This window comes from Synechococcus sp. JA-2-3B'a(2-13), assembly GCF_000013225.1.
Taxonomy (GTDB): domain Bacteria; phylum Cyanobacteriota; class Cyanobacteriia; order Thermostichales; family Thermostichaceae; genus Thermostichus.
This window is the reverse complement of sequence record NC_007776.1, coordinates 65,780-87,850: the sequence shown is the minus strand read 5'-3', so window position 1 is coordinate 87,850 and position 22,071 is coordinate 65,780. Positions and strand designations below refer to the sequence as shown.

Below are 22,071 nucleotides of genomic sequence, written 5' to 3'. Positions count from 1 at the left end.
CTCACCATCCCAGACCAGCCTGCTTGAGGACTCCGTCCCGCCAAAGGACTGGGGAACCGAACCGCCAACAGCATTGGATCTCCTTTCTTTGAAGACCATCCGTCAGGAGCGCGGATATGAACCTGCACCCGCCCAGACCATTCAACATTATTCAATTCAACAATGATGTTGGTGAGGATCCCTGCCAGTGGAAGGGGGAAATCCCCAGGCGGCGCTAGGGCAGGCGAGGGATCCCGTTGCTTGTCCAGGTTGAGAAATAGGGCTTATTTTGGAGTGTGACATACTCCCGCACTCATGCTGACGCAAAGCGCTCCGCGCCGCTAACGCGAAAAGGACGTTTCCTGCGCTTGAGGACTACGTCCCGCTGACGCGAAAAGAACGGGATGCCCCACCGCCCTGTGCTTGATGTTGATGGCCGCATGGTGGTCGCGCTCTAGTTCTAGCCCACAATGGGAACAAGAATGCCACCTGTCTTGAACCGCTTTCGGTACTCTTTGACCGCACCGAGAGCAGTTTTGACTGCTGCCGTTGGGGTTCACTGCAATCGCCCTCAGCCCAGCTCTTTCAGCCTTGACTGCCAGCATTTGCAGAAATTGTCCCCACCCAGCATCATAGGTGGATTTTGCTAGCTTCGTCCTCGCAATACCTTTGATATTCAGGGCTTCGTACCCAATATGCTTGCCCTTGCTTACCAGCCAGTTCGCTGTTTTGTCATGAAAATCTTTGCGCTGAGATAGTGGTTAGTGGATAGTCACTATTCACTATCCACTGGTCACTATCTACTGGTCACTATCCACTAGTCACTAGCCATAGGCGGTTTGACCCCTTCTTCTCGCGAGACAAGGCTCGCTGCAACCTCTTGAGCCTGAGCTCTGCCTTGCGATAGTACTGGGGAACTGGAACAGACTCCCCCGCATCGGTCACCAAAAAGGAGTCCAGCCCCACGTCGATCCCCATCGTGTTCTCCAGTGTTGGCGGGTCAGGGGTAAATACGGGGACAGATGAATCTTGCAGGCTCAAGGTCACATACCACCCGTCTGCCTTGCGGCTGATGGCAGCGGTCTTAATCACAAAGCCCTCAGGCAAAGGACGGTGCTGAATTATCCGAACAGCACCGATTTTGGGCAGATGGATAAACTGCCCGCAAATGCAGTCTTGTTTCATCTGGGGGAAACTGAAGGAGCGATACCGCCCAACTCCCTTGAATCTGGGTTTCCCTGCCCGCTTGCCGCTACCGTCACCCTTCAGCCAGCGGTCGAATGCTTTGTGCACTCGCTCTATGCAGTTCTGGAGGACTTGCGAATGGACTGCTCTGTACTGCGGAAACAGGGCTTTCATCTTCACCAAATCCCGTTTCTGGGAGTAGAAATCGGGATTGTCTTTTAACTCAGGCAAGTGACAGATTAAGGGACAAGCATTGCTATCACAGCGATTGTGTTGCCACCACGCAAAGCGCTCTGCCAAGCGGTAGTTGTACTGCTTGCGTAACAAGTCTAGCCATTGGTCCATCAGAGCAACTTGGCTAGAAGTAGGGCGTAAGCGATACTGGTAAGCAGTTCTCATGATGAGGGTATAAAATCCTGCTACGCCGGTCATAGCACCAGTAAGGACGAAGCATCGTGTCCTCGCCTTTTATCCCGACCCTCACCCTGGATAGTGGTGAGTGGATAGTGACTAGCCACTAGTCACTAACAGAGGGTGGGGCTTCCCGGCGGTCTAGCTAACTGCGACCAGGGCTTGATTAGCGCTCCTCCGCCAACCGCACCTGTACCGACTGGCCGTGGGCGGGCAACCCTTCCGCTTGTGTGAGAGCCTGAATGGCGCTGGCCACCTCCCGCAAAGCCGCTGAGCTGTATTGAATCAGACTGGAATGCTTTAGGAAAGTTTCCACCCCCAAAGCCGAGGCATAGCGGGCCGCACCGGCGGTGGGCAAGGTATGGTTGGGGCCGGCCAGGTAATCTCCTACCGCCTCCGGAGTATGGTGGCCCAAGAAAATGGCCCCCGCATGGCGAATGGGATCCAGCAAAGCCCAGGGATCTGCCACCTGCAGTTCCAAATGCTCTGGCGCAAACAGGTTGGACAAAGCCACCGCCGCCGTCAGATCCGGCACCACCGCAATCAGCCCGTAATTCACCACCGACTTTTCCACCATCAGACGGTTGGGATGGGCCTCCATCTGGGTGGCCACCGCCTGCTGCACCTGCTGGGCCAGCTGGAGATCGGTGGTCAGAAGGATGGCCGCCGCCAAGGGATCGTGCTCGGCTTGGGCCAGCAAATCGGCAGCCACATAAAGGGGGTTGGCGCTCTCGTCGGCGATGATCAACACCTCCGATGGCCCGGCCAGCGAGTCGATCCCCACCGTGCCGTACACCAGCTTTTTGGCCAAAGTTACGTAGATGTTGCCGGGGCCGGTGATCACGTCCACCTTGGGGATGGTCTCGGTGCCGTAGGCCAAAGCCCCTATTGCCTGAGCCCCCCCAACGCGATAGATGGTGTGGATGCCTACTTCTTGGGCGGCCACCAAAATGGCCGGGCTAATCCCCTTGCCCCCCAACCCGTCAGATCCCGGTGGCGTCACCATCACAATCTCGGGCACCCCTGCCACCTGGGCCGGGATGGCGTTCATCAACACCGTGCTGGGATAGGCGGCTCGCCCTCCCGGAATGTAGAGGCCGGCGCGATCCACAGGGCGGTATTGCTTGCCCAAGACGATCTCAGGGCCGGGAAAGCTTACCCAACTGCTGGGCACCCGCTGCCGGTGAAAAGCTTCAATGCGCTGCTTGGCCAGCCGTAGGGCTGAAAGCAATTGCGGAGATACCGCCTGGTAAGCTGCCTCTAGCTCGGCCCCAGACACCTTCAGCTCGGCAACGCTCAGCTCCACCTGGTCGAACTCAGCCGTATAGGTCAGCAGGGCCCGATCCCCCTGACGGCGTACCGCTTGCAGGATCTCCCGCACAGTTGCTTCGCGGTGCAGGTTCTGGTCAGCCTGAGTGCGCTCCGAGATCCGTCTGAGCTCGGCTTCAGCCTCGGCTAGCTGGGTGACGATTCTCAGCATAGCGACTCCTTCGCGTAGAGTGCCGCAACCCCATAGTAACGAGGGATCCGGCGGCATCGCGGTAGCAAAGCGGATCTTTCGCTGGGTCGGCTTGCGGCGACAAGAAGGGACATCCCCAGGCAGGGATCTTGTCTGCACCTGGCGCGATCCGGGTTGATCATGGTCATAGCTTAGCCTGGATTTTCCTCGACCAAGAGCCGGGTAGAGTTCGCCGATAGCCCTACTTAGGAAAAAGCCTGCCCCTTTTTCATAGGCCCAGTTCTGTCGATTTGATCAAGTTGCGAAAATCGTGGATTACCTCTTCACAGCGACGGAAAAAAGCCAGCACCCAATCCCGTAGCACCCTTTGCTGAGATTCGTCCAGTTCCTTGAGGGATCCCCGGTAGTGGATCTGGCCACTGCGCTCGATCTCGAACTGGTTCAGCCATTCTGCTTTGGATCCCTGGCGTTCCACCACTTCCTGCCGTGCTGCCTTCCAATAGTTGACGATCACCGCCTTGCCCAAATAGCCGGTTGTAATCTGGCAGAGACGGTTCAGAGATTGCACGAAGACATCCATCTCCATGCGCGGGCCCGCCGCAGGAGCGGAACTGGGCTGGGTAGCGTTCCGGCCTGCCTCCGCCTGGCTGGTAAATAGACGAAAGGTGGCCAAGCCCTTTGGCGTATCCTGCTGCAGCTCGGCTCGCAGGCGGTTCACGGCCAAGGTGTAAACCGGCATCACCAGCTCGTCATTCACCGCCACCAGCAACGCCCATTCCGGCCCGAGGGGGTAAACGAAGACCCGCTGCTCGGCAAACTGAAAATCAAAATAGTCAAGTCCTGGGGGCATGGTCTGCAAAACTTGAAACAGCCCTTCGGTGAGGGCCTGTTGCTGTCGGCTATCCAAATCCTGAAAAGAGCGGTAGAAGAAAGGGCGACCTGCCCGACTCAAGAGCGCCACCCCCATCACCCCACGGATGGACAAAAAACTGTCGAGCGTTTCCTTCTCCATGCCCACTCAACTTGGATAACACTCTTACTCTTATCCTGACTTAGATTGCCCGACGGTGGGCGAGCACAACCAACCGAGAGCTGGATGCTCGATGTTTGGGATTGATGTTTGGGATTTAGGAAATGCACCGGGACAAAAACGCCTCGATCCGTCCCACCGCCTCCTCCAGACGGGATCCCTCGACCACCAAAGCAAAGCGGACATAGCCTTCCCCACTGGGGCCAAAGCCAGAACCCGGAGACAGGGCAACCCCTGTGGCTCTCACCAAGTCCAAACAAAACTGGGCAGAAGAGCCGCGATAAAACTCCGGCAAAGGCGCCCACAGATACATGGTGGCCTCCGGCAAAGGCACAGGCCAACCCATGCGGTGCAGAGCCGCCACGGCTATATCCCGTCGCTCGCGGTACACCTGCCGCCAGCGCTGCAAAAAGCTATCGGGAACTGTCAAAGCTGCTGCTGCCCCCCGCAGAATGCCCTGGTATTGGTGGAAGTCGATGGTGGATTTCACCCATCGCAGGGCTCGGATCAGCTCTCGGCTGCCAATGGCGTAGGCCACCCGGAACCCTCCCATGTGATAGGACTTGGAAAGAGAAAAAAACTCGATGGTGCGGGTTTTATCGGGATCCGCCTGCAGCGCGGAAGGGGCTACCTGGCCGTCGAAACGCCAGTCCACATAGGGAAAATCGTGGGCCAGAACGATGTCGTACTGCTGACAAAACTGCAGGGTTTCTTGCCAAAACTCCGGGGTGACGGTGGCAGTGGTGGGGTTGTGGGGGTAGTTCAACACCAGCAGCCGCGCCTGCCGGCAGATTGCCTCCGGGATCCGATCCCACTGGGGCAAGAAGCGGTTTTCCGCCCGCAGGGGCAGGTAGTAGGGGATCCCGCCCGCCAGATGGATCCCGCCCACGTGAGAGGGATAGGCCGGATCCGCAACCAAAGCAACATCGCCGGGGTTGAGCAGGGCCAGGGGCAAGAGGGCCGTTCCCTGCTGGGATCCGATCAACGGCAGCACCTCTGTTTCCGGATCGATCTCCAGGCCGAACTTGCCCCTGTACCACTTGGCGCAGGCAGAGCGAAAGTCCGCCGTGTCGTGAAACAGCGTGTAGCCATAGGTAGAGGGATCCGACAGAGCCGATTGGATGGCCGCCAAGGAGTCTGAAGGTGGGGGCAGATCGGAGGATCCCAGAGACAGATCGATCACATCCAGGCCAGAGCGACGAGCCTCTCGCTTGGCTTGATCCATTTGGTCAAACACATTGCCGCCGAGGGGCTGAAGTCGCTGGGCGAGGGGAATCGACATGCAACAACTCTTGCAAAGCAGGGGGGTCTATCCTAGCTTGAGGATCCCCTCAGGGATTGTCGCCAGAAGTGGGGGAAGAGAGTGAGGTTGGGCGCGTGCTGGCTGCCGGCCCCCGGTCGAAAATCTCGATGTGCCACTGCCCTTGGCCGTTGCTCTCGAAGGCGATAAACCGGCCATCGCCGCTGATGGTGGGGTTGCGCACATCTCCCGGCACCCGGCTGCTGATGTTTTCTATCCTGCGGGTTTCGCGGTCGTAGAGAAAAATCTCAGACTTGCCCAGAGCATTGGACACGTAGACGATGTAGCGACCATCGGCGCTGATGTCGGGCGAGGTGGCCGCCACGTCGCTGGAGTTGAGGCCGGGCAGATCCACCAAGCGACGTTCCACCGTGTCGTAGAGAAAAATATCCTGGCTGCCGCTGCGGGCCGAGGAAAACACCAGGTAGCGGCCATCTCCGTTGAAAGCAGGCTCCCCATCGGGGAAGATGCTGTTGAGGCCACTGTTGGTCAGGCTGGGACGCGGGGTGCGAAAACCTGCGGGGCTGCAGCCCAACAGCACCAAGCTCAATCCGGCCAGGCCCAGCTTTCTCGCCCACCGGGCCGCGCCAAACAGGATCCGGCCATTGGTCAGCATGGCATCGCCTCTCCAACCCACTCTTCCCATCATACCCGGTTGACAAACTCGGCTCCGGCTAGGGCTCCACCTTGACACCCTTCCAGAAGGCCACATAGCCCCGGATGTTGGCCGCAGCGGGTTTGGGATCCGGGTAGTACCAGGCGGCATCTTTGTTCTCCTGGCCGTTGACCACGAGGGTGTAGTAGCTGGCCTCCCCCTTCCAGGGGCAGGTGGTGTGGGTAGAGCTGGGCTGGAAGTATTCCCGGCGCAGAGATTCCGGCGGAAAATAGATGTTGCCTTCTACGGTTTCGTAGCGCTCTGTCTCCGCCACCACTACCCCATTCCAGATAGCCCTGGGCATGGAAAACCTCCTCTTGCCAAGTTTTGGATATCGGATTTTTGAGTTGCGGATCCCGGCGGCTGAGGCCGCCTTGCTTTGAGCTTAACTCTTCCCTTCCTCTTATGATCGTCTTGTATTGTCCCTTGTATTGTCCGATGAGAAGCTCTCTGTCCGGTGGGGAAGCCTGCCGATCCCGAGAGCAAAGTGGAGTCTTTTAAGGGCTGCTTCCTACCGCTATTGAGCGCTACGGCTATGGCTCGCCGCAACACCCTACAAGATGACCTCAACTACCAACAAGCCAAGCGCAGCCTGCGCCAGTGGGTGGCCCAACTGGATCTGCGCCCCCAAGAGGTCGCGGGCTTAGAAGGGGAGTTGGAGAGCTTGCAAGCGCTCTTGGACAAGCTGGAAACCGAGGTCATCCACATCGCCGCCTTTGGTCTGGTGGGGCGAGGCAAGTCTTCCCTGCTCAATGCCCTGCTGGGCGAGCCAGTCTTTGAGACGGGGCCCACCCATGGCATCACCCGTACCCAGCAAGCGGCAACTTGGAACATCAGCTGGGAAACCCGCCCCCAGTCCTCCTTCTCTGGCACATCCCTGAAGGGATCCCGCCTCCCCCCTTCCTCGGTGCAGTCGGTACAGGTCGCCCATTGGCAGGGATCCCGTCTGGAGCTGATCGACACTCCCGGCCTGGATGAAGTAGACGGCGAAGAGCGGGCGCGGCTGGCCCGAGAAGTGGCCCAGCGAGCGGATCTGATCCTGTTTGTCGTCTGCGGGGATCTGACGCGGGTGGAGTTTGAGGCTCTGGCCACCCTGCGGGAGGCGGGCAAGCCTATGCTGCTGGTGTTCAACAAGATCGACCAGTACCCAGAGGCAGATCGCCAGGCCATCTACGACAAGATCCGCAACGAACGGGTGCGGCAGCTCCTTTCTCCCAACGAGATCGTCATGGTGGCGGCCTCCCCTCGCGTGCCCCGCCTGGTGCAAAGGCCGGATGGGAGCTTTGCTGCCCAGATGGAAGTGGGATCCCCGCAGGTGGATGAGCTGCGCCTGAAAATCCTGGAAGTCCTGCATCGGGAGGGGCGTTCGCTGCTGGCCTTGAATGCCCTCCTGTTTGCCGATCGGGTTAACCAGCAGGTAATTGAGCGCAAGCTGCAAACCCGTGCCCAGCAAGCCCAAGATCTGATCGCCTCAGCCGCCCGCACTAAAGCGCTGGCGGTTGCCCTCAACCCCATCACCCTGCTCGATACCTTGGGAGGGCTGGCCATCGATGTCACCCTGATCCTGCGCCTGGCCCGCCTGTACGGCTGGCCCATGAGCACTGCGGGAGCCACACAACTGCTGCAGAAGATCATCCTCAGCATGCTCAGCCTGGGCGCCGGCGAGTGGGTGGCGCTGTTGGGCCTGGGATCCCTGAAAACCTTGCTGGGGGGATTCTCTCTGGGAGCCTACGGTTCCGTGGCCCTGACGCAGGCGGTGTTGGCCGGGTTTTCCTGCTATGCCATCGGCGAGTCCGCCCGCCGCTACCTGGCCCAGGGAGCCAGTTGGGGGCCAGAGGGCCCCAAAGCCGCCATAGCCCAGATTTTGGCCGATTTGGACGAAGCCTCGATCACCGCCCGCCTGCGGGAGGAAATCCGCCACAAAATCGGATTTGCTTTCCCCTGAACCTCTACAATCGCCTCTACAATCAGAGAGCCGAGCCGCATCGTTCGCATGACCTACTGCCTTGGCATCATCACCCGCTTTGGCTTGGTGATGGCGGCAGATTCCCGCACCAACGCCGGGGTGGACTACGTCTCCACCTACCAAAAGCTGTTCGATTTTTCCGTGCCCGAAGAGCGGGTGATCTTGATCTGCACCTCCGGCAACCTGTCCATCACCCAGGGCGTTTTGACCGAAGTGCAGCGGGATCTGCGCCAACAGGAAAGTTCCAATCTCCACACCTTTCCCCACCTCTACGACGTGGCCCGCTACCTGGGATCCAAAATTCGTTACATCCAGGAGCAAGACCGACCCTGGCTGGAAAAGGACGGTATCGACGCCCAGTGCAGCCTGTTGTTGGGGGGACAGATCCGAGGCGAGGAGCCGGCCCTCTTTTTGATCTACAGCCAGGGCAACTGCATCCAGGCCACCCCGGAAACCCCTTTTTTGCAGGTGGGGGAAACCAAATACGGCAAGCCAATCTTGGATCGCACCCTCTCCTACGAAACCTCGCTAGCAGATGCGGCCAAATGCGCTCTCCTCTCCATTGACTCCACCATGAAATCCAACATCTCCGTCGGCCCCCCCATCGATTTGGTGATGGTGCAAGCGGATCAGTTCAAGGTCACCCACCGTCTGCGCCTGCGCACCGGGGATCCCTACCTGGCCAAGATGCGCAAACTGTGGGAGAGCGCCCTCAAACAAGCCTTCGACCAAATGCCCCCCATCGAGTGGGACTACTCGGATCCAGCTGATCGGGAAGAGCTGCTCGACTGAGAGGAGGAGATTGGTAGGATAGGGGTTAATCCATCTCTGCCCAACCCCTGCCATGTCAGCCCACACCTTTCAAGACTTGATCTTTCGCCTGCAACAGTTTTGGGGGGAGCAGGGCTGCTTGATCCTACAACCCTACGACCTGGAAAAAGGCGCCGGCACCATGAGCCCCCACACGTTTTTGCGCGCCTTAGGGCCGGATCCCTGGCGAGTAGCCTATGTCGAACCCTGTCGCCGCCCCACCGATGGACGCTACGGTCAAAACCCCAATCGCCTGCAGCACTATTTTCAATACCAAGTGTTGATCAAGCCCTCCCCCGATGACATTCAAGATGTCTACCTGGATAGCCTGCAAGCTTTGGGCGTGAACCCGGCAGAACACGATGTTCGCTTTGTGGAAGATGACTGGGAATCTCCCACCTTGGGGGCTTGGGGCGTGGGCTGGGAAGTGTGGCTGGACGGCATGGAAGTAACCCAGTTCACCTACTTTCAGCAGGTGGGCGGACAAGATTGTCGCCCGGTTTCTGTAGAAATTACCTATGGGCTAGAGCGCCTGGCCATGTATCTGCAGGGGGTGGATTCGGTTTTCGATCTCTGCTGGAATGAGCATCCTTCTCTGGGACGGATTACCTATGGACAAATCTATTTCCAAAATGAGGTCGAGCAATCTTATTACAACTTCGAGTATTCCGATCCGGAGATGCTACTGGAATTGTTCCGGCTCTACGAAGCCGAGGCCAAGCGTTTGATCGAAACCACCCAACAGAAACTGCAGAAACAGGTGTTGCCGGATCGGTTGGCCGTGTCTCTGCTCCTGCCCGCCTACGACTATGTGCTCAAGTGCTCCCACACCTTTAACCTGCTCGACGCTCGTGGTGTCATTGCTGTAGCCGAGCGCACCCTCTACATTGGGCGCATCCGTAACCTGGCTCGACAATTGGCGGAGCTGTACGTTAGCCAAGCCGATCGACCGGGATCCAGCTATGCCCTGCGGCAACCGGAACCCGCTTTGGTTTACAGGGGTGCCTCTCCCCAGAGTTAATTCTTGAGAAAGGGATCCCACCTTTGGCTATGATGAGAGATTGGTGTCAGCAAGGTGCTGGCTGCCCAAATGGCTCTTGTGGAAAGTCAGTGACCTCGTTTTCATCCTCTTTTTCTGACCAGTTCACCTTACTTTTTTCGGAAAAGCTTTATGTTTTACCATCATCCCGTCACTCGGGTTTCCATCTTTATTGATGGCAATAATATGTTTTATGCTCAACAGAAAAATGGCTGGTTTTTTGACCCACGCCGGGTGCTGGATTATTTTGTTAGATCACAGCCAAATGTTGAATTGGTCAACGCCTTTTGGTACACCGGCATCAAGGATCCCCATGATCAGAGGGCCTTTCGAGACGCTCTGATCAGCATGGGCTTCACTGTGCGCACCAAGATCCTCAAAGAATATCGAGATGAAGACTCCGGTCGGTACTCCCAAAAAGCAAATCTGGATATCGAAATAGTAATCGATATGTTCAACACCGTTGGGCAGTACGATAGGATCATTTTGTTTAGCGGTGATGGAGATTTTGAGCGGGCTGTCGAGTTGTTGCGTTCCAAAAACACGCTGATTACAGTTGTCTCCACCGAAGGGATGATCGCCCGCGAGCTGCGCAACGCCACCGACCGCTACATCGACCTCAATGACATTCGCCCCTACATTGAGAAGTTAGACAAGTAGTGCTTTGGGCAGGGTTCTGGACTGCTTCCTCTGCCGTCGGGTCAGACCCATAGCCTCCTGGCGAGCTGGCGACAACACCGCCCGAGTTCGTTCTGGCTTTTTCCATCTTCACGGATCCCATCCCTGCCACACAAGCGGCACGTCTGTTGTACCGGCTCTAGTCAGCGCTGCCGGAAAGGAGCTGTCCCGGCCAATTCCAGTAGGGTGCTCTGGTGTCCGGCAGAAGGGCTGTGTCTTCTCCCCTTGGCAGCCAACTTCTGGGCAACCTCAGTTCAGGCAGGGGAGCAGAGAGGCTAGCATTGTAAAAAATCTTTGCCCTGATCAGGTTTTTATGACCGGCGTTCCTGTCTCCCGTATTCGCAACTTTTCCATCATCGCCCACATCGACCACGGCAAATCCACCCTCGCCGATCGCCTCCTGCAGGAAACGGGCACCGTTTCAGCCCGCGAGATGAGGCCACAACTGCTGGACAGCATGGAACTGGAGCGGGAACGGGGCATTACCATCAAGCTGCAAGCGGCCCGCATGAACTACCGTGCCCAAGACGGCCAAGACTATGTTTTGAACCTGATCGACACGCCGGGGCATGTGGACTTCACCTACGAAGTCTCCCGCTCCCTGGCCGCCTGTGAAGGGGCGCTGCTGGTGGTGGATGCCTCTCAAGGGGTGGAGGCCCAAACCCTGGCCAACGTCTACCTGGCCCTGGAGAACAACCTGGAAATTATTCCGGTGATCAACAAAATCGACCTGCCGGGCGCCGAGCCGGAGCGGGTCATTGCCGAGATTGAGCAGGTAATCGGCCTCGACTGCAGCGGGGCAATCCTCGCCTCTGCCAAGGTGGGTATTGGCATTCAAGAGATTCTGGAGGCCGTTGTCCAGCGGGTGCCGCCCCCACGGGATACGGTGGCGGAGCCCCTGCGGGCCTTGATTTTCGATAGCTACTACGACGCCTATCGCGGCGTGATCGTCTATGTGCGCATCATGGATGGGGAGGTGAAGACGGGGGACAAGATCTGCTTTATGGCCTCTGGCCGAGAATACGAGATTACCGAGCTGGGGGTGATGCGTCCCAACCAAGAGCCGGTGGATGCCCTACATGCGGGCGAGGTGGGCTACATGGCCGCCGCCATCAAGAGCGTGGAACACGCCCGTGTTGGGGATACCATCACACTGGTGAATCGCAAAGCTCCTGAGCCCCTGCCCGGCTACAAAGAAGCCAAGCCGATGGTGTTTTGTGGCCTGTTCCCCAGCAGCTCCGATCAGTACGCCGAACTCAAAGAGGCTCTGGAAAAGCTCAAGCTCAACGATGCTGCCCTGTACTTTGAGCCAGAAATTTCCAGCGCCATGGGCTTCGGCTTCCGCTGTGGTTTTCTGGGCCTGCTGCACATGGAGGTGGTGCAGGAACGCCTAGAGCGGGAGTACAATCTCGATCTGGTGATCACAGCTCCGACGGTGGTGTACCAAGTTACCCTCAACAACGGCTCTGTGATTCGGGTGGACAATCCCAGCAAGCTGCCTCCCCCCAACGAGCGCACCAGCATTGAGGAGCCGATTGTCAGGGTAGAGGTGATTCTTCCTGAGGAATTTGTCGGTACCGTGATGGAGCTGTGTGAGACCAAACGCGGCACTTTTAAAGACATGAAATATCTGGCGCAGGGTCGGACTACGCTGGTGTATGAGCTGCCCCTGGCGGAAGTGGTCACCGACTTTTTCGACCAATTGAAATCACGCACCCGCGGTTATGCCAGCATGGACTACCAAATGATTGGCTATCGCGCCGATGATTTGGTGCGTTTGGACATTTTGATCAACGGCGATGTGGTGGATTCTCTATCCACAATTGTGCATCGGGACAAAGCTTTTTATGTAGGCCGTTCCCTAGTTGCCAAGTTACGAGAGCTGATCCCACGCCATCAATTTGAAGTGCCCATTCAGGCGGCAATTGGCTCTAAGGTGATTGCTCGTGAAACCATACCAGCCCTGCGCAAAAACGTCTTGGCCAAATGCTACGGAGGAGATGTGACCCGCAAACGCAAGCTTTTGGAAAAACAAAAAGAGGGGAAAAAACGCATGAAGGCGGTGGGAACGGTGGATGTGCCCCAAGAAGCGTTTATGGCCGTGCTGAAGCTGCAGAATGACTAGGGCGATGGGCACTCAACTGGGGCGGGAAGAGGTGTTGGCCTGGCTACAGGAGCGGGTGTCTCCTCCTCGCCTCCGCCATATCTTGGGGGTAGAGGGGATGGCCCGACAGCTGGCGGCCCACTACGGGCTGGATGAGCAGAAAGCTGCTTGGGCAGGGCTGATGCACGACTTGGCCAAGGCTTTCCCGCCGGAGCAACTGTTGCAAAGGGTGGCTCAGGAACGGGAGCTGGATGAAATTGAGCGGGCCGAACCTCACATCCTGCACGCTGAGGTGGGATCCCTGGTGGCGCGGGAGCAGTTTCAGGTACAGGATCCGGAGATTTTGGCGGCCATTGCCAACCACACGCTAGGGCAGCCCGGCATGGATCCCCTCAGTTGCGTGGTTTTCGTGGCCGATGCCCTGGAGCCGAATCGGGGCAGCAACCCAGAATTGGAGCGGTTGCGGCAGATGGCTTTTGTAGATTTGTCTAAAACCGTAGTGGGAGTATGTGACTTGAGCCTAAAATTTTTGCTAGACCGGAATCAGGTGGTTCATCCGCGCACGCTCATGACTCGGAATCATTTTTTGTTACATCCTTTAGAAAAAGCGGTGTCCTAGGTTAGCTCAGTCGTTTCAGGAGGGTTTTAGTTGCTACATCTCATGCCTGCCCCTGCTGGGGATCCCATCTATTGCATGGCGCTGAGTGCAGCTCGCGCGGCAGAAGAGAAAAAAGGTGGCGATATCGTTCTGCTGGATGTATCCCAAGTCTCCACTTTGGCAGATTACTTTCTTCTGGTCAGCGGCTACTCGCTTACGCAAGTCCGCGCCATTGCCCGAGCAATTGAGGAAAAGGTTTGGGACGAGTGGAAACAAACTCCGCGCCGCATCGAAGGGCAGGAATCGGCCTCTTGGATACTGATCGACTATGCCGATCTCATTGTCCATGTGATTATGCAACAGGAAAGGGACTACTATGACCTAGAGTCTTTCTGGATCCAGGCTCAGCGAGTCGATCTGCCCATAGCAGGCTAAATCTATTTGTTTTGGATCCCTGGATTTGGCAGTTCTTCAGGTCTTGGAGCCAAGGGAAGAGTTGCTCTTTACAACTCTTTAACTGCCTTCCAGGGCCTCCTTGACAGACAGAAGTTTTAGTCAATTGTCAAGAAATATGTAAGTTTCTTAATATTCCCGCAATTTCTTACACAGTCACGTGTTAGGGTAGTGAATGACAAATAGCTGAGTAAGATCTTCCTGCCTTTTGCAGTCGAGTTTCTATAGTCTTTGTTAAACGCTCTACCTTGTTTCTCTTGAACGCTGATAATTCTTCGTTGGTACTGAATACCAGCAAAAAGATTTTCCAGCTGCTGATGGCTCCTATTGGCTGCTTTCAGCGGCAAGTGGAAAGGCAAACGAGGCGAATAGAGGAGGCAAGGATTGGCTGCACAAGAGGATCTTACGAACGAAACCGCAACTTCTTCCCGACGGCAGACTTAACTGCAACCGGCTTAAATGGTCGGCCTGTAGGCAAAATCCGGTGCCAAAAGCAGCGGAGGAAGATGGGGAAGCAGCGTTTTTTGTTTAATGTCTGTTTTTAAGAGCGACAGGGATTTTTAGGAGGGACATTCATCATGGAAAAGATGTTGGTTAATATCGTCGAGTACCTGGCATTGGGAGAACTGGAAACTATCCTCTCCACTGAGCACCCCCATCAACAGGTGTTTTATGACGCTAGGGAGCGGGAAGCGATGATGCAGCAGATCCTAAACCGGGTCCCCGCCATCTACATGTGGCTGGCTGCCGATGAGTGTCCCAGCCGCGATCAACTCAATTCCTCTGAGCTGGAATTGCTGCGGTCGGTAGTGCGGGATGTGGTCAATCAAAAACTCCAACAAGCCTCTTTTGGCCTTGACCCCTATGCGGGATCCATGTCAGAGGTCTTCTACGGATAGAGGGGGCGGGCTTAAGCTACACTGCAAAGGCGTTGCCTTAGCTTGTTGCCTCTGCCCATGTTGCCTGTTTACTATTCCGATATTTTCCTCAGCCACGATACTGGGCCATTTCACCCCGAGCGTCCGGCTCGCTTGCAGTCCATTGTTAAGGCGCTGCGTGGTGCCCCTTTTGCCAACCAGTTGGAATGGCGGGATCCCCCCTTGGCGGAGCTGGCAGAGCTGGAGCGAGTACACTCGCGTCAGCACATCCAACAGGTGGCTGAGTTGGCAACAGCAGGTGGGGGACACATTGATGCCGACACTGCTCTCTCGGAGAGAAGTTTTGAAGCGGCGCGCCTGGCTGTGGGGGCTTGGGTGGCCGGCTCTGCCTCGGTTTTGACCACCGCTCAGCCGGCTTTGGTGCTGTGCCGTCCACCTGGGCATCACGCAGAGCCAGAACGGGCAATGGGGTTTTGTTTATTCAGCAACGCAGCCATTGCGGCGCTGTGGGCGCTGGATCAGCCGGGGGTGAAGCGGGTGGCGATTTTCGATTGGGATGTTCACCACGGCAACGGCACGCAGGCGGTGGTGGAGCGCTATCCCCAACTGGCCTATGCCTCCATCCATCAGTTTCCCCTCTACCCCGGCACCGGCTCCGCTCGCGAAACCGGGATCCACGGCAACCTCTGCAACGTGCCTTTGCCTGCCGGCTCGGATTGGTTGGCCTACAAAAAGGCCCTCGACGAGAAGATCTTGCCGTTCTTGCAAGCGTTCCAGCCCGATTTGCTGCTGGTGAGCGCCGGCTTCGACTGTGCCAAAGGGGATCCCTTGGCCGGTATGCAGCTAGAGCCGGAAGCCTTTGGCCGCATGGCCCGCCTTTGCCTGGAGCAGGTGACCCGCAAAACCCTCTTCGGCTTGGAAGGCGGCTATAACCTGGACAACCTGGCGCGCGGCTGGCTGAGCCTGGCCCAAGCTTGCCTGGAGAGTTAACCTTTCCACTTCACCTTGGGTAAAATCTGCCGCACATCCACCCGATCCTTGTACTTGAGAGCAAAGTTGAGCAGCGAATCCAAGAGGGAATCGGACAGATAGTGGGGCTGGAGGCCCAGGTCTAGGAGCTTAGTGTTTTTGGCGTTGTAGTAGTGCTCTTCCAGCTCGACGCGGGGGTTCTCCAGGTGGTTGATTTCCACCTTCAGGCCCATGGTGGCTCCCGCCTTTTGCACCAGCAACGCCAGTTGCTCAACACTAAATTGCTCGGTGAACTGGTTCATCACCCGGAATTGGCCCGGCTCGGCAGGGTGAGCAATGGCCAGCTCCACGCAGCGCACCGTGTCGCGGATATCCAGGAAACCGCGGGTCTGGCCGCCCTTGCCATACACCGTCAGCGGATGGCCCACGGCAGCCTGAATGCAGAAGCGGTTTAGAGCCGTGCCGAATACACCATCGTAGTCAAGGCGGTTGATCAGCACCTCGTCCATGCCGGTTTCTTCTGTGAGCACGCCGTATACCACCCCTTGGTTGAGGTCGGTGGCCCGCAGGCCCCAGACGCGGCAGGCGAAGTGGATGTTGTGGCTGTCGTGTACTTTGGAGAGGTGATACATGGATCCCGGCTGCTTGGGGTAGGGCAGGGTATCCTTGCGGCCATTGTGCTCGATGGTGATGTACCCCTCCTCGATGTCGATGTTGGGGGTGCCGTACTCGCCCATGGTGCCCAGCTTCACCAGGTGGCAATCGGGAAATTCCTCCTTGATGGCGTAGAGGATGTTCAAGGTGCCCACCACGTTGTTCACCTGGGTCATCACCGCATGCTCGCGGCTGATCATCGAGTAAGGGGCAGAGCGCTGCTCGCCAAAGTGAACAATGGCCTCCGGCGGGAAGCGGCGCATGCAGGAGATCAGGGCTTCGTAGTTGGTAACGTCGCAGACAAAGATGGGAATGTCCTTGCCGGTTAGCCCCTTCCAGCGATCCACCCGTTGCTCTAGCTGGGCAATGGGGGTCAGGGTAGAAACCCCCAGTTGCAGATCCCAGAGGCGGCGGACGTAGGAATCGAGAATGGCCACCTCATAACCCCTGTTGGATAGGTGCAGGGCTGTCGCCCAGCCACAGTATCCGTCACCACCAATAACCAGGACTTTCATCAGGGAAGCAAAATTCGGCTGCTCACGAATCTACCAAGTTATGGCACCAAAGACAAACTCTCCTGGGATCCCTTTGAGCGCTGCATGGCTCCTCATTCAATGCGAGGCGGGTTATCCAGGGTATAAACCACAGTCTCGGCGGCAATGGCACGGCGCAGGTGAGCTGGGACTTGGTAGAGGCCCAGAAGGGTGATGCCATCGATGAATTGCAGTGCCCCTCGCTCGGGATCCAACTGTTGGCTCAGAATCTGGTCGATCTGCTCCGGTTCTGGCCTGGGGGAGATGGGATCCTGAGCTGCCAGGGCAAAACCCAGTGGGCCACCGTAGGTGGGGGCATAGATGGCGTAGGGCTGCACGGCGGCAAACACCGTTTTCAGGGTGCGAACAATGCGGGTGTGTTGATGAAGCTCAACCGGCCCCGTCGGCCCGGCTTGGATGGTGAAAGCCCCATCTGGCTGCAACTTGGAGCGGATCTGGCGGAAAAACTCCTGGGTGAAGAGGCGGTAGGCAGGGCCGGACTCAATGGGATCGGAGAGATCGGAAAGGATCACATCCCAAATGGGGCCTGTTTCTTGGAGAAAATCCAAGGCATCGGCAATCACCACCTCCACCCGCGGATCTTCAAAGGATCCCTGGTGCATTTCCGGCAGGTGCTCTCGACAGGCGGCCACCACCTCCCCATCGATATCCACCATCACCACCTGCTCCACCGAGCGCCAACGCAGCACCTCCCGCAGCGTTGCCCCTTCTGCCCCCCCCAACACCAGTACCCGCCGGGGGATCCCGCCCGCTTGGACAACCTGCACCATAGCCGGATGAACCAAAGCCTCGTGGTACAGAAATTCATCCACCGTAGTGGACTGCCAATGCCCATCCAGCATCAGACCCTTGCCGAAGGCCCCCGTCTCGGCGATCAGCATCTCCTGGAAAGGGGTTTTTCGGTAGGCCAAGATGCGCGTGACGGCACGGGCGGTGTAGTCCCAAGGGGTAAAGTACTCCTGAACCCAGAAGAAACTTCTCGGGCTGCTCATAAGCACCTCGCTACAGCTTTTTCCAGCAACATAGACTGACCTCTGGGGTGAATCGGATCCCACCCAGCCTACAGATGGCCCCCATGACAGTTTGGAAAAAGCTGCGATTGGCGAAGATCTCAGCGCCTTCGTCGGGTCGCTTCACAGGTGAGCACCTCAGCCGAGTCTGGGGCCTCTTCCAGGAGTGTCGGTTGCGCGGTGCGGCGGGGCACCTTGCGCAGGGAATATCGTCGCGCTTGAAACACGTCGATCAGATATTCACAGGCCGCTTCCGGTCGGGTGTGGCGACCACAGGTGAACACATCCACCGCCGCGTAGCCCGCTTCGGGCCAGGTGTGAATGGAGATGTGGGATTCCCCCAAAAGAGCGAGGGCTGTAATCCCCTGTGGCTCAAATCGATGGCACAGCTCTCCCAAAAAGGTGGAGTTGGAGCGTCTGGCTGCCTCTCGCAAAGCCTGTTGCACCAGAGAGGCATCATCCAAAAGTTTGGCCGGGCAGTCGTAAAGCTCCAGGATACAGTGGATCCCGATCAGAGCTGGAGACCTATCCCCTAATTGGCCAGATAGTGTGTGCAGCATACTATCCCCTAATTGGCCAGATAGAACTGATTAGAACCAGAGGCTGCACAGAAAGCGCAGCTTTACCATTGTCTCACAATTGTCATACTCCCCTGCCTAAAGGCAGGGGATTCTGGTTCCTGGTTCTGCGACAGCACTTACCGTGTCAGGTTGCCCCTCCACGGCAGCGGCGCTCATCGCGGCAGCGGGCCGTAGGCCCTAGGGCGGAGCTTCAGACCCAGTTTTTTGGTAAAGCCAAACTACCCTCCCCAGCAGCTTTTTTCTTAACCGAAAGTTAACCCTAGGCCCAATCTGGAGCCACTGCACCACCGACACCAGCGTTCCGGGAAGGGGCTGGAGAAGCTAGGGCTGCTGCTCCTTTGAAGAGGGAGAGGGGGGATAGAGCAGGGCTTCCAGCTCCTGCAGCGCTTGCTCCAGGTTGTCGTTGACAATCACGTAGTCAAATTCGTCTTGGGCATCCAATTCCTTGCGGGCCTGCTCCAGGCGGCGCTCGATGCTGGCCTCTGAGTCTTGTCCGCGCTCGCGGATGCGACGTTCCAGCTCTTCCAGAGAAGGGGGACAAAGAAAGATGCGAATGGCATCTGGGTACTGCTGCCTCACCTGACGGGCCCCCGCCAGCTCAATTTCCAGCAGCACATCCTGACCCTGGTTAAGTTTTTGGAACACGATCTCGCGGGGAGTGCCGTAAAAGTTGCCCGCATACTGTGCCCATTCCAACAGCTCGTTGGCTTCAATCAAGTTGAGAAATTCCTCCCGGCTGCGAAAGTAGTAGTTGACACCTTCCTGTTCGCTGGGGCGGGGGGGGCGGGTGGTGACCGAAACCGAGAGATACAGCTCGGGGTGGCGCTGGCGCAACTGGTTGACCAGCGTACCCTTACCCACTCCGCTGGGCCCTGTCAAAACCACCAAGCGACCGCGCGGGGTAGGAGCCGGAAGGGATCCCTGCTGCTGCGTACACTCAGAGGAAACCGGGGTAGGAGAGGTTGGCATAGACAGAGACCGACGCAAGACGGCTGGGCAATTGACTTGTTTGGGTTGGTTTTAGGATATCTCACTTCTGGTTTCTCAAACGGCTCACAGCGATGGGCTTTCACTCGGTCTCCTCTGACAAACCGGGCTTGGCCGTGAGGAAGCGGTTGGCAACGGTTTCGGGTTGGATGGCGGAGAGGATAACGTGCCCGGAATCGGTGATAATGACAGCGCGGGTACGACGACCATAGGTGGCATCTATCAACTGGCCCCTCTCGCGGGCATCGCTGATGATGCGTTTGATGGGAGCTGACTCGGGACTGACAATGGCGACCACACGCCCAGCGGCGACGATGTTGCCAAAGCCAATGTTGATTAGGCGGGTATCCATGGGGTGATGAGGGAACCTAACGGTTGTCCGGCCAGCAACCTTCATTAAGGTAGCAAATGGGGCTCTTTCGCGGGTTTGCCACAACGACACCTGAGTTCTCGGCCAATTGGGCAGTGAGTTCTGGCGACAAGTCCCGTTCGGGTGAGCCGCAAAAAGGCTGTGGTTGCATAACAAGCTGCACCCTCCCAAACAACTTGCCCTGTTTATCGAGGACGGTAAAATCGTCAACATGAAGCCACTTCAATAGAACTTGAACTGTAAGCCTCAAAGGCCGCCGCTGTGGTAAGCAGTTTGAGGCAGCTCTGAAAACGAAAAGATCGACCCAGCACCCCAAGCTTGAATAGATTTCTTCCTTGCCTATGCTTGACCTGACTTGGCTGGATCCCCTTGTCCAGCACTTTCAACTGGGGGATCCAGAGCCACCCGAAGCCATCCGAGTGGGCCTCATTCACCAAACTTGGAAACTCAACACCTCTGAGGGATCCTTCATCGTCCAGCGCCTTCACCCCCGATTTGATCCTGCTGTCACTGAAGATGGTCAAGCCATCGGCCAATGGCTGAGACAACACGGCTTCCCCGTCCCCCAATTCCGCCGCGCTCGCGATGGATCCCTGCACTTGTCCTGGGCAGAAGGGCTGTGGCGGGTCATGGATTGTCTGCCGGGATCCTGTCACCCAACTCCTCCCAATTGGGGCTATCTGGAAGAGGCGGGGGCAGCCGTTGGACGCCTGCATCGACTCTTGGCCCAGATGGACTATCGTTTTCGCTTCCAGATCCCGCATTTTCACGATACGGCTCACCTTTGGCAACAGCTACGCCAGTATGAGCCGGCCCCAGAAGTGCAGGCAGAATGGCAGTTTTTAATCGAAACTGTGCCCAATCTTCTGCTGCCCTCGGGGATCCCAACTCAAATCATCCACGCCGATCTCAAGTTCAACAACTTTTTGTTCGATGAGCAGGGGCGATTTGTGGGCCTGGTGGATCTGGACACCTTCATGTATCACAATCTCTATGTTGAATTGGGGGATGCCCTGCGCTCCTGGGGCAAACGAGGAAATACCCTTCAGCCAGAGGCGATCCTGGCCGGGTTGCGGGGCTATGCCCAAACCGGGAACTTGCACGCCCTACAACCGGAACTCCTTCTCCAAGGGATCCAACTGATTACCCTGGAATTGGGGATGCGCTTTTTGCAGGATTGGTTTGAAGACGCCTACTGGAATTGGGATCCCCAGCGCTACCCCAGCCGCAAAGCCCATAACCTGGCCCGCTGCCAACAGCAAATTTGCCTCTATCAAGACCTCACCCAGAGGGCACCCCAACTGTTGGAGTCCATGCGCGCCCTTTTGTCTTGTGAGCAGCGGAAAGAGGGAAGGTAGCCAACAGGTTTGCCCAGCTTTTGACAGCTCGTTTTGGGATCTGCTACCGCGGCATAGGAATGAAACATTTCTAAATATTTCTGTGGCATTGCTTCCCGACTCTCCTCCCCCAGAGGGAGAGGGGCTGGGGGCGGTCGCGAAACGCCTAGGAAGTGTCTCAATCTAGGTCGTGTTGATCTTATGTTAGGATAGAGAGAATGATTTATAGAGGAAAGAGGATGAAGTTGGTTTTTTTAGATGAAAACAAATGGCAGAAGATATTGGCTTTTTTACAGACAGAAGAGAGAGTTAACATTGGGAAAGAAGCAAACTGCAAACAGTTTATTGAAGCAGTTCTTTGGATAGCCCGTTCCGGTGCTCCTTGGCGCTACCTCCCAGAAGGATATGGCAAATGGTACACCATCTATCAAAGATTCCACCGGTGGAGTCGTTTTGGAGTGTGGGAACGGATGTTCAAGTATTTTATTGACGACCCTGATTTAGAGCATCTCATTATTGATTCAACCATGGTTCGAGCGCACTCCTGTGCTGCCGGAAAAAAGGGGAGCAAGCTTTGGGGAGAAGCCGAGGGGGATACAGCACCAAGATTCATGTGAGTGTAGATGGGTTGGGAAATCCGCTGGAATTGAGAATAACTGGCGGAGAAAAGAGCGATATTACTCAAGGGGAAGAATTGATAGAGGGCTGGCAGAGAAAGGATACCAAAGTAATTGGGGATAAAGGATATGATGCGGATAAGTTGATTGAGAAGATAGGGGAAGCTCAAGCGGTTATTCCGCCTAAAAGGAATAGAAAGACGCAGCGGCATTATGACAAGCATCTGTATCAAGAGAGGCATTTAATCGAATGCTTTTTTCATAAGTTAAAGCAGTACCGGCATCTATGTTCTCGTTTTGACAAATTGGCCAGGAACTTCTTGAGTTTTCTCTATCTCGTCAGTGCTCTCTTTTGGCTCAAATGAAAGATCAACACAACCTAGTTTCAAATGACGATAACGCTCAATCTCGACTTTGACTTGGATCGCAATGGTCGGGAACACGCTC

General features: G+C 56.8%; 23 protein-coding genes. 11 read left to right on the top strand and 12 right to left on the bottom strand.

The window, feature by feature from the left end:
* Positions 1–320: 320 nt before the first annotated feature.
* The 7 genes from CYB_RS15485 to CYB_RS00320 all read right to left on the bottom strand — a co-directional run bounded on the left by CYB_RS15485 (position 321) and on the right by CYB_RS00320 (position 6,323).
* Positions 321–674, bottom strand: coding sequence for an RNA-guided endonuclease InsQ/TnpB family protein (locus CYB_RS15485; RefSeq protein ID WP_255344555.1), 354 nt, complete (start codon positions 672–674; stop codon positions 321–323).
* A gap of 115 nt (positions 675–789) precedes the next feature.
* The gene (locus tag CYB_RS15480) at positions 790–1,563 is read right to left on the bottom strand and encodes an RNA-guided endonuclease InsQ/TnpB family protein (protein WP_011431746.1); all 774 of its coding nucleotides are present in this window, start codon (positions 1,561–1,563) and stop codon (positions 790–792) included.
* Positions 1,564–1,741: 178 nt separating this feature from the next.
* Positions 1,742–3,055: a histidinol dehydrogenase gene (gene hisD, locus CYB_RS00340; RefSeq protein ID WP_011431745.1), complete on the bottom strand. Its 1,314-nt coding sequence runs from the start codon at positions 3,053–3,055 to the stop codon at positions 1,742–1,744.
* A 247-nt stretch (positions 3,056–3,302) separates the two neighbouring features.
* Positions 3,303–4,046, bottom strand: a complete 744-nt coding sequence (locus tag CYB_RS00335; RefSeq protein ID WP_238376831.1) for a hypothetical protein — start codon at positions 4,044–4,046, stop codon at positions 3,303–3,305.
* A 115-nt stretch (positions 4,047–4,161) separates the two neighbouring features.
* Positions 4,162–5,346: an LL-diaminopimelate aminotransferase gene (locus CYB_RS00330; protein ID WP_011431743.1), complete on the bottom strand. Its 1,185-nt coding sequence runs from the start codon at positions 5,344–5,346 to the stop codon at positions 4,162–4,164.
* A 49-nt stretch (positions 5,347–5,395) separates the two neighbouring features.
* Positions 5,396–5,980, bottom strand: coding sequence for a TolB family protein (locus CYB_RS00325; protein ID WP_011431742.1), 585 nt, complete (start codon positions 5,978–5,980; stop codon positions 5,396–5,398).
* 58 nt (positions 5,981–6,038) lie between these two features.
* Positions 6,039–6,323 carry a DUF427 domain-containing protein gene (locus tag CYB_RS00320; protein WP_011431741.1) on the bottom strand — a complete coding sequence of 95 codons (285 nt, stop codon included), beginning with the start codon at positions 6,321–6,323 and terminating at the stop codon, positions 6,039–6,041.
* Positions 6,324–6,554: 231 nt separating this feature from the next.
* On the opposite strand from CYB_RS00320, the gene CYB_RS00315 reads away from it, so the two are divergent.
* From CYB_RS00315 to CYB_RS00275, 9 genes are all read left to right on the top strand, one after another.
* The gene (locus CYB_RS00315; protein WP_041436061.1) at positions 6,555–7,964 is read left to right on the top strand and encodes a DUF697 domain-containing protein; all 1,410 of its coding nucleotides are present in this window, start codon (positions 6,555–6,557) and stop codon (positions 7,962–7,964) included.
* A 48-nt stretch (positions 7,965–8,012) separates the two neighbouring features.
* Positions 8,013–8,777 carry a proteasome-type protease gene (locus CYB_RS00310; protein WP_011431739.1) on the top strand — a complete coding sequence of 255 codons (765 nt, stop codon included), beginning with the start codon at positions 8,013–8,015 and terminating at the stop codon, positions 8,775–8,777.
* A gap of 52 nt (positions 8,778–8,829) precedes the next feature.
* Positions 8,830–9,816, top strand: a complete 987-nt coding sequence (gene glyQ / locus CYB_RS00305; RefSeq protein WP_011431738.1) for a glycine--tRNA ligase subunit alpha — start codon at positions 8,830–8,832, stop codon at positions 9,814–9,816.
* Between the two features lie 150 nt (positions 9,817–9,966).
* Complete coding sequence (locus tag CYB_RS00300; protein ID WP_011431737.1) at positions 9,967–10,494, top strand: NYN domain-containing protein; 528 nt, start codon at positions 9,967–9,969, stop codon at positions 10,492–10,494.
* A gap of 331 nt (positions 10,495–10,825) precedes the next feature.
* The gene (gene lepA, locus CYB_RS00295) at positions 10,826–12,637 is read left to right on the top strand and encodes a translation elongation factor 4 (protein WP_011431736.1); all 1,812 of its coding nucleotides are present in this window, start codon (positions 10,826–10,828) and stop codon (positions 12,635–12,637) included.
* A complete protein-coding gene (gene yqeK / locus CYB_RS00290; RefSeq protein WP_238376830.1) occupies positions 12,630–13,235 on the top strand; it encodes a bis(5'-nucleosyl)-tetraphosphatase (symmetrical) YqeK in 606 nt (201 codons plus the stop codon). Before lepA ends, yqeK begins: the two co-directional genes overlap by 8 nt.
* A 42-nt stretch (positions 13,236–13,277) precedes the next feature.
* Positions 13,278–13,649, top strand: coding sequence for a ribosome silencing factor (gene rsfS / locus CYB_RS00285; protein ID WP_011431734.1), 372 nt, complete (start codon positions 13,278–13,280; stop codon positions 13,647–13,649).
* Positions 13,650–14,245: 596 nt separating this feature from the next.
* On the top strand, positions 14,246–14,566 hold the full coding sequence (locus CYB_RS00280) for a hypothetical protein (RefSeq protein ID WP_011431733.1): 321 nt from the start codon (positions 14,246–14,248) through the stop codon (positions 14,564–14,566).
* Between the two features lie 57 nt (positions 14,567–14,623).
* On the top strand, positions 14,624–15,535 hold the full coding sequence (locus CYB_RS00275) for a histone deacetylase family protein (RefSeq protein WP_011431732.1): 912 nt from the start codon (positions 14,624–14,626) through the stop codon (positions 15,533–15,535).
* Here CYB_RS00275 and CYB_RS00270 read toward each other — a convergent pair.
* From CYB_RS00270 to remA, 5 genes are all read right to left on the bottom strand, one after another.
* Positions 15,532–16,683 (bottom strand): NAD-dependent epimerase/dehydratase family protein, encoded by a 1,152-nt coding sequence (locus CYB_RS00270; RefSeq protein WP_011431731.1) that lies wholly within the window; start codon positions 16,681–16,683, stop codon positions 15,532–15,534. The genes CYB_RS00275 and CYB_RS00270 overlap by 4 nt on opposite strands.
* Before the next feature lie 92 nt (positions 16,684–16,775).
* Positions 16,776–17,714: a fused MFS/spermidine synthase gene (locus tag CYB_RS00265; RefSeq protein WP_011431730.1), complete on the bottom strand. Its 939-nt coding sequence runs from the start codon at positions 17,712–17,714 to the stop codon at positions 16,776–16,778.
* Positions 17,715–17,833: 119 nt separating this feature from the next.
* The gene (gene speD, locus CYB_RS00260) at positions 17,834–18,292 is read right to left on the bottom strand and encodes an adenosylmethionine decarboxylase (RefSeq protein WP_011431729.1); all 459 of its coding nucleotides are present in this window, start codon (positions 18,290–18,292) and stop codon (positions 17,834–17,836) included.
* Between the two features lie 342 nt (positions 18,293–18,634).
* Positions 18,635–19,282: a guanylate kinase gene (gene gmk, locus CYB_RS00255; RefSeq protein WP_369791759.1), complete on the bottom strand. Its 648-nt coding sequence runs from the start codon at positions 19,280–19,282 to the stop codon at positions 18,635–18,637.
* A gap of 100 nt (positions 19,283–19,382) precedes the next feature.
* Positions 19,383–19,652 carry an extracellular matrix/biofilm regulator RemA gene (remA, locus tag CYB_RS00250; RefSeq protein WP_011431727.1) on the bottom strand — a complete coding sequence of 90 codons (270 nt, stop codon included), beginning with the start codon at positions 19,650–19,652 and terminating at the stop codon, positions 19,383–19,385.
* Between the two features lie 359 nt (positions 19,653–20,011).
* Here remA and CYB_RS00245 point away from each other — a divergent pair, with 359 nt between their 5' ends.
* Together CYB_RS00245 and CYB_RS14455 are read left to right on the top strand one after the other, a co-directional pair.
* Positions 20,012–21,028, top strand: coding sequence for a phosphotransferase enzyme family protein (locus CYB_RS00245; protein ID WP_187147247.1), 1,017 nt, complete (start codon positions 20,012–20,014; stop codon positions 21,026–21,028).
* A gap of 218 nt (positions 21,029–21,246) precedes the next feature.
* A protein-coding gene (locus tag CYB_RS14455) for an IS5-like element ISSoc13 family transposase (protein WP_148202668.1) occupies positions 21,247–21,989 on the top strand; the annotation gives its coding sequence in 2 pieces (ribosomal slippage) (positions 21,247–21,565 and positions 21,565–21,989; 744 coding nt in all).
* The last annotated feature ends 82 nt before the right edge of the window (positions 21,990–22,071 follow it).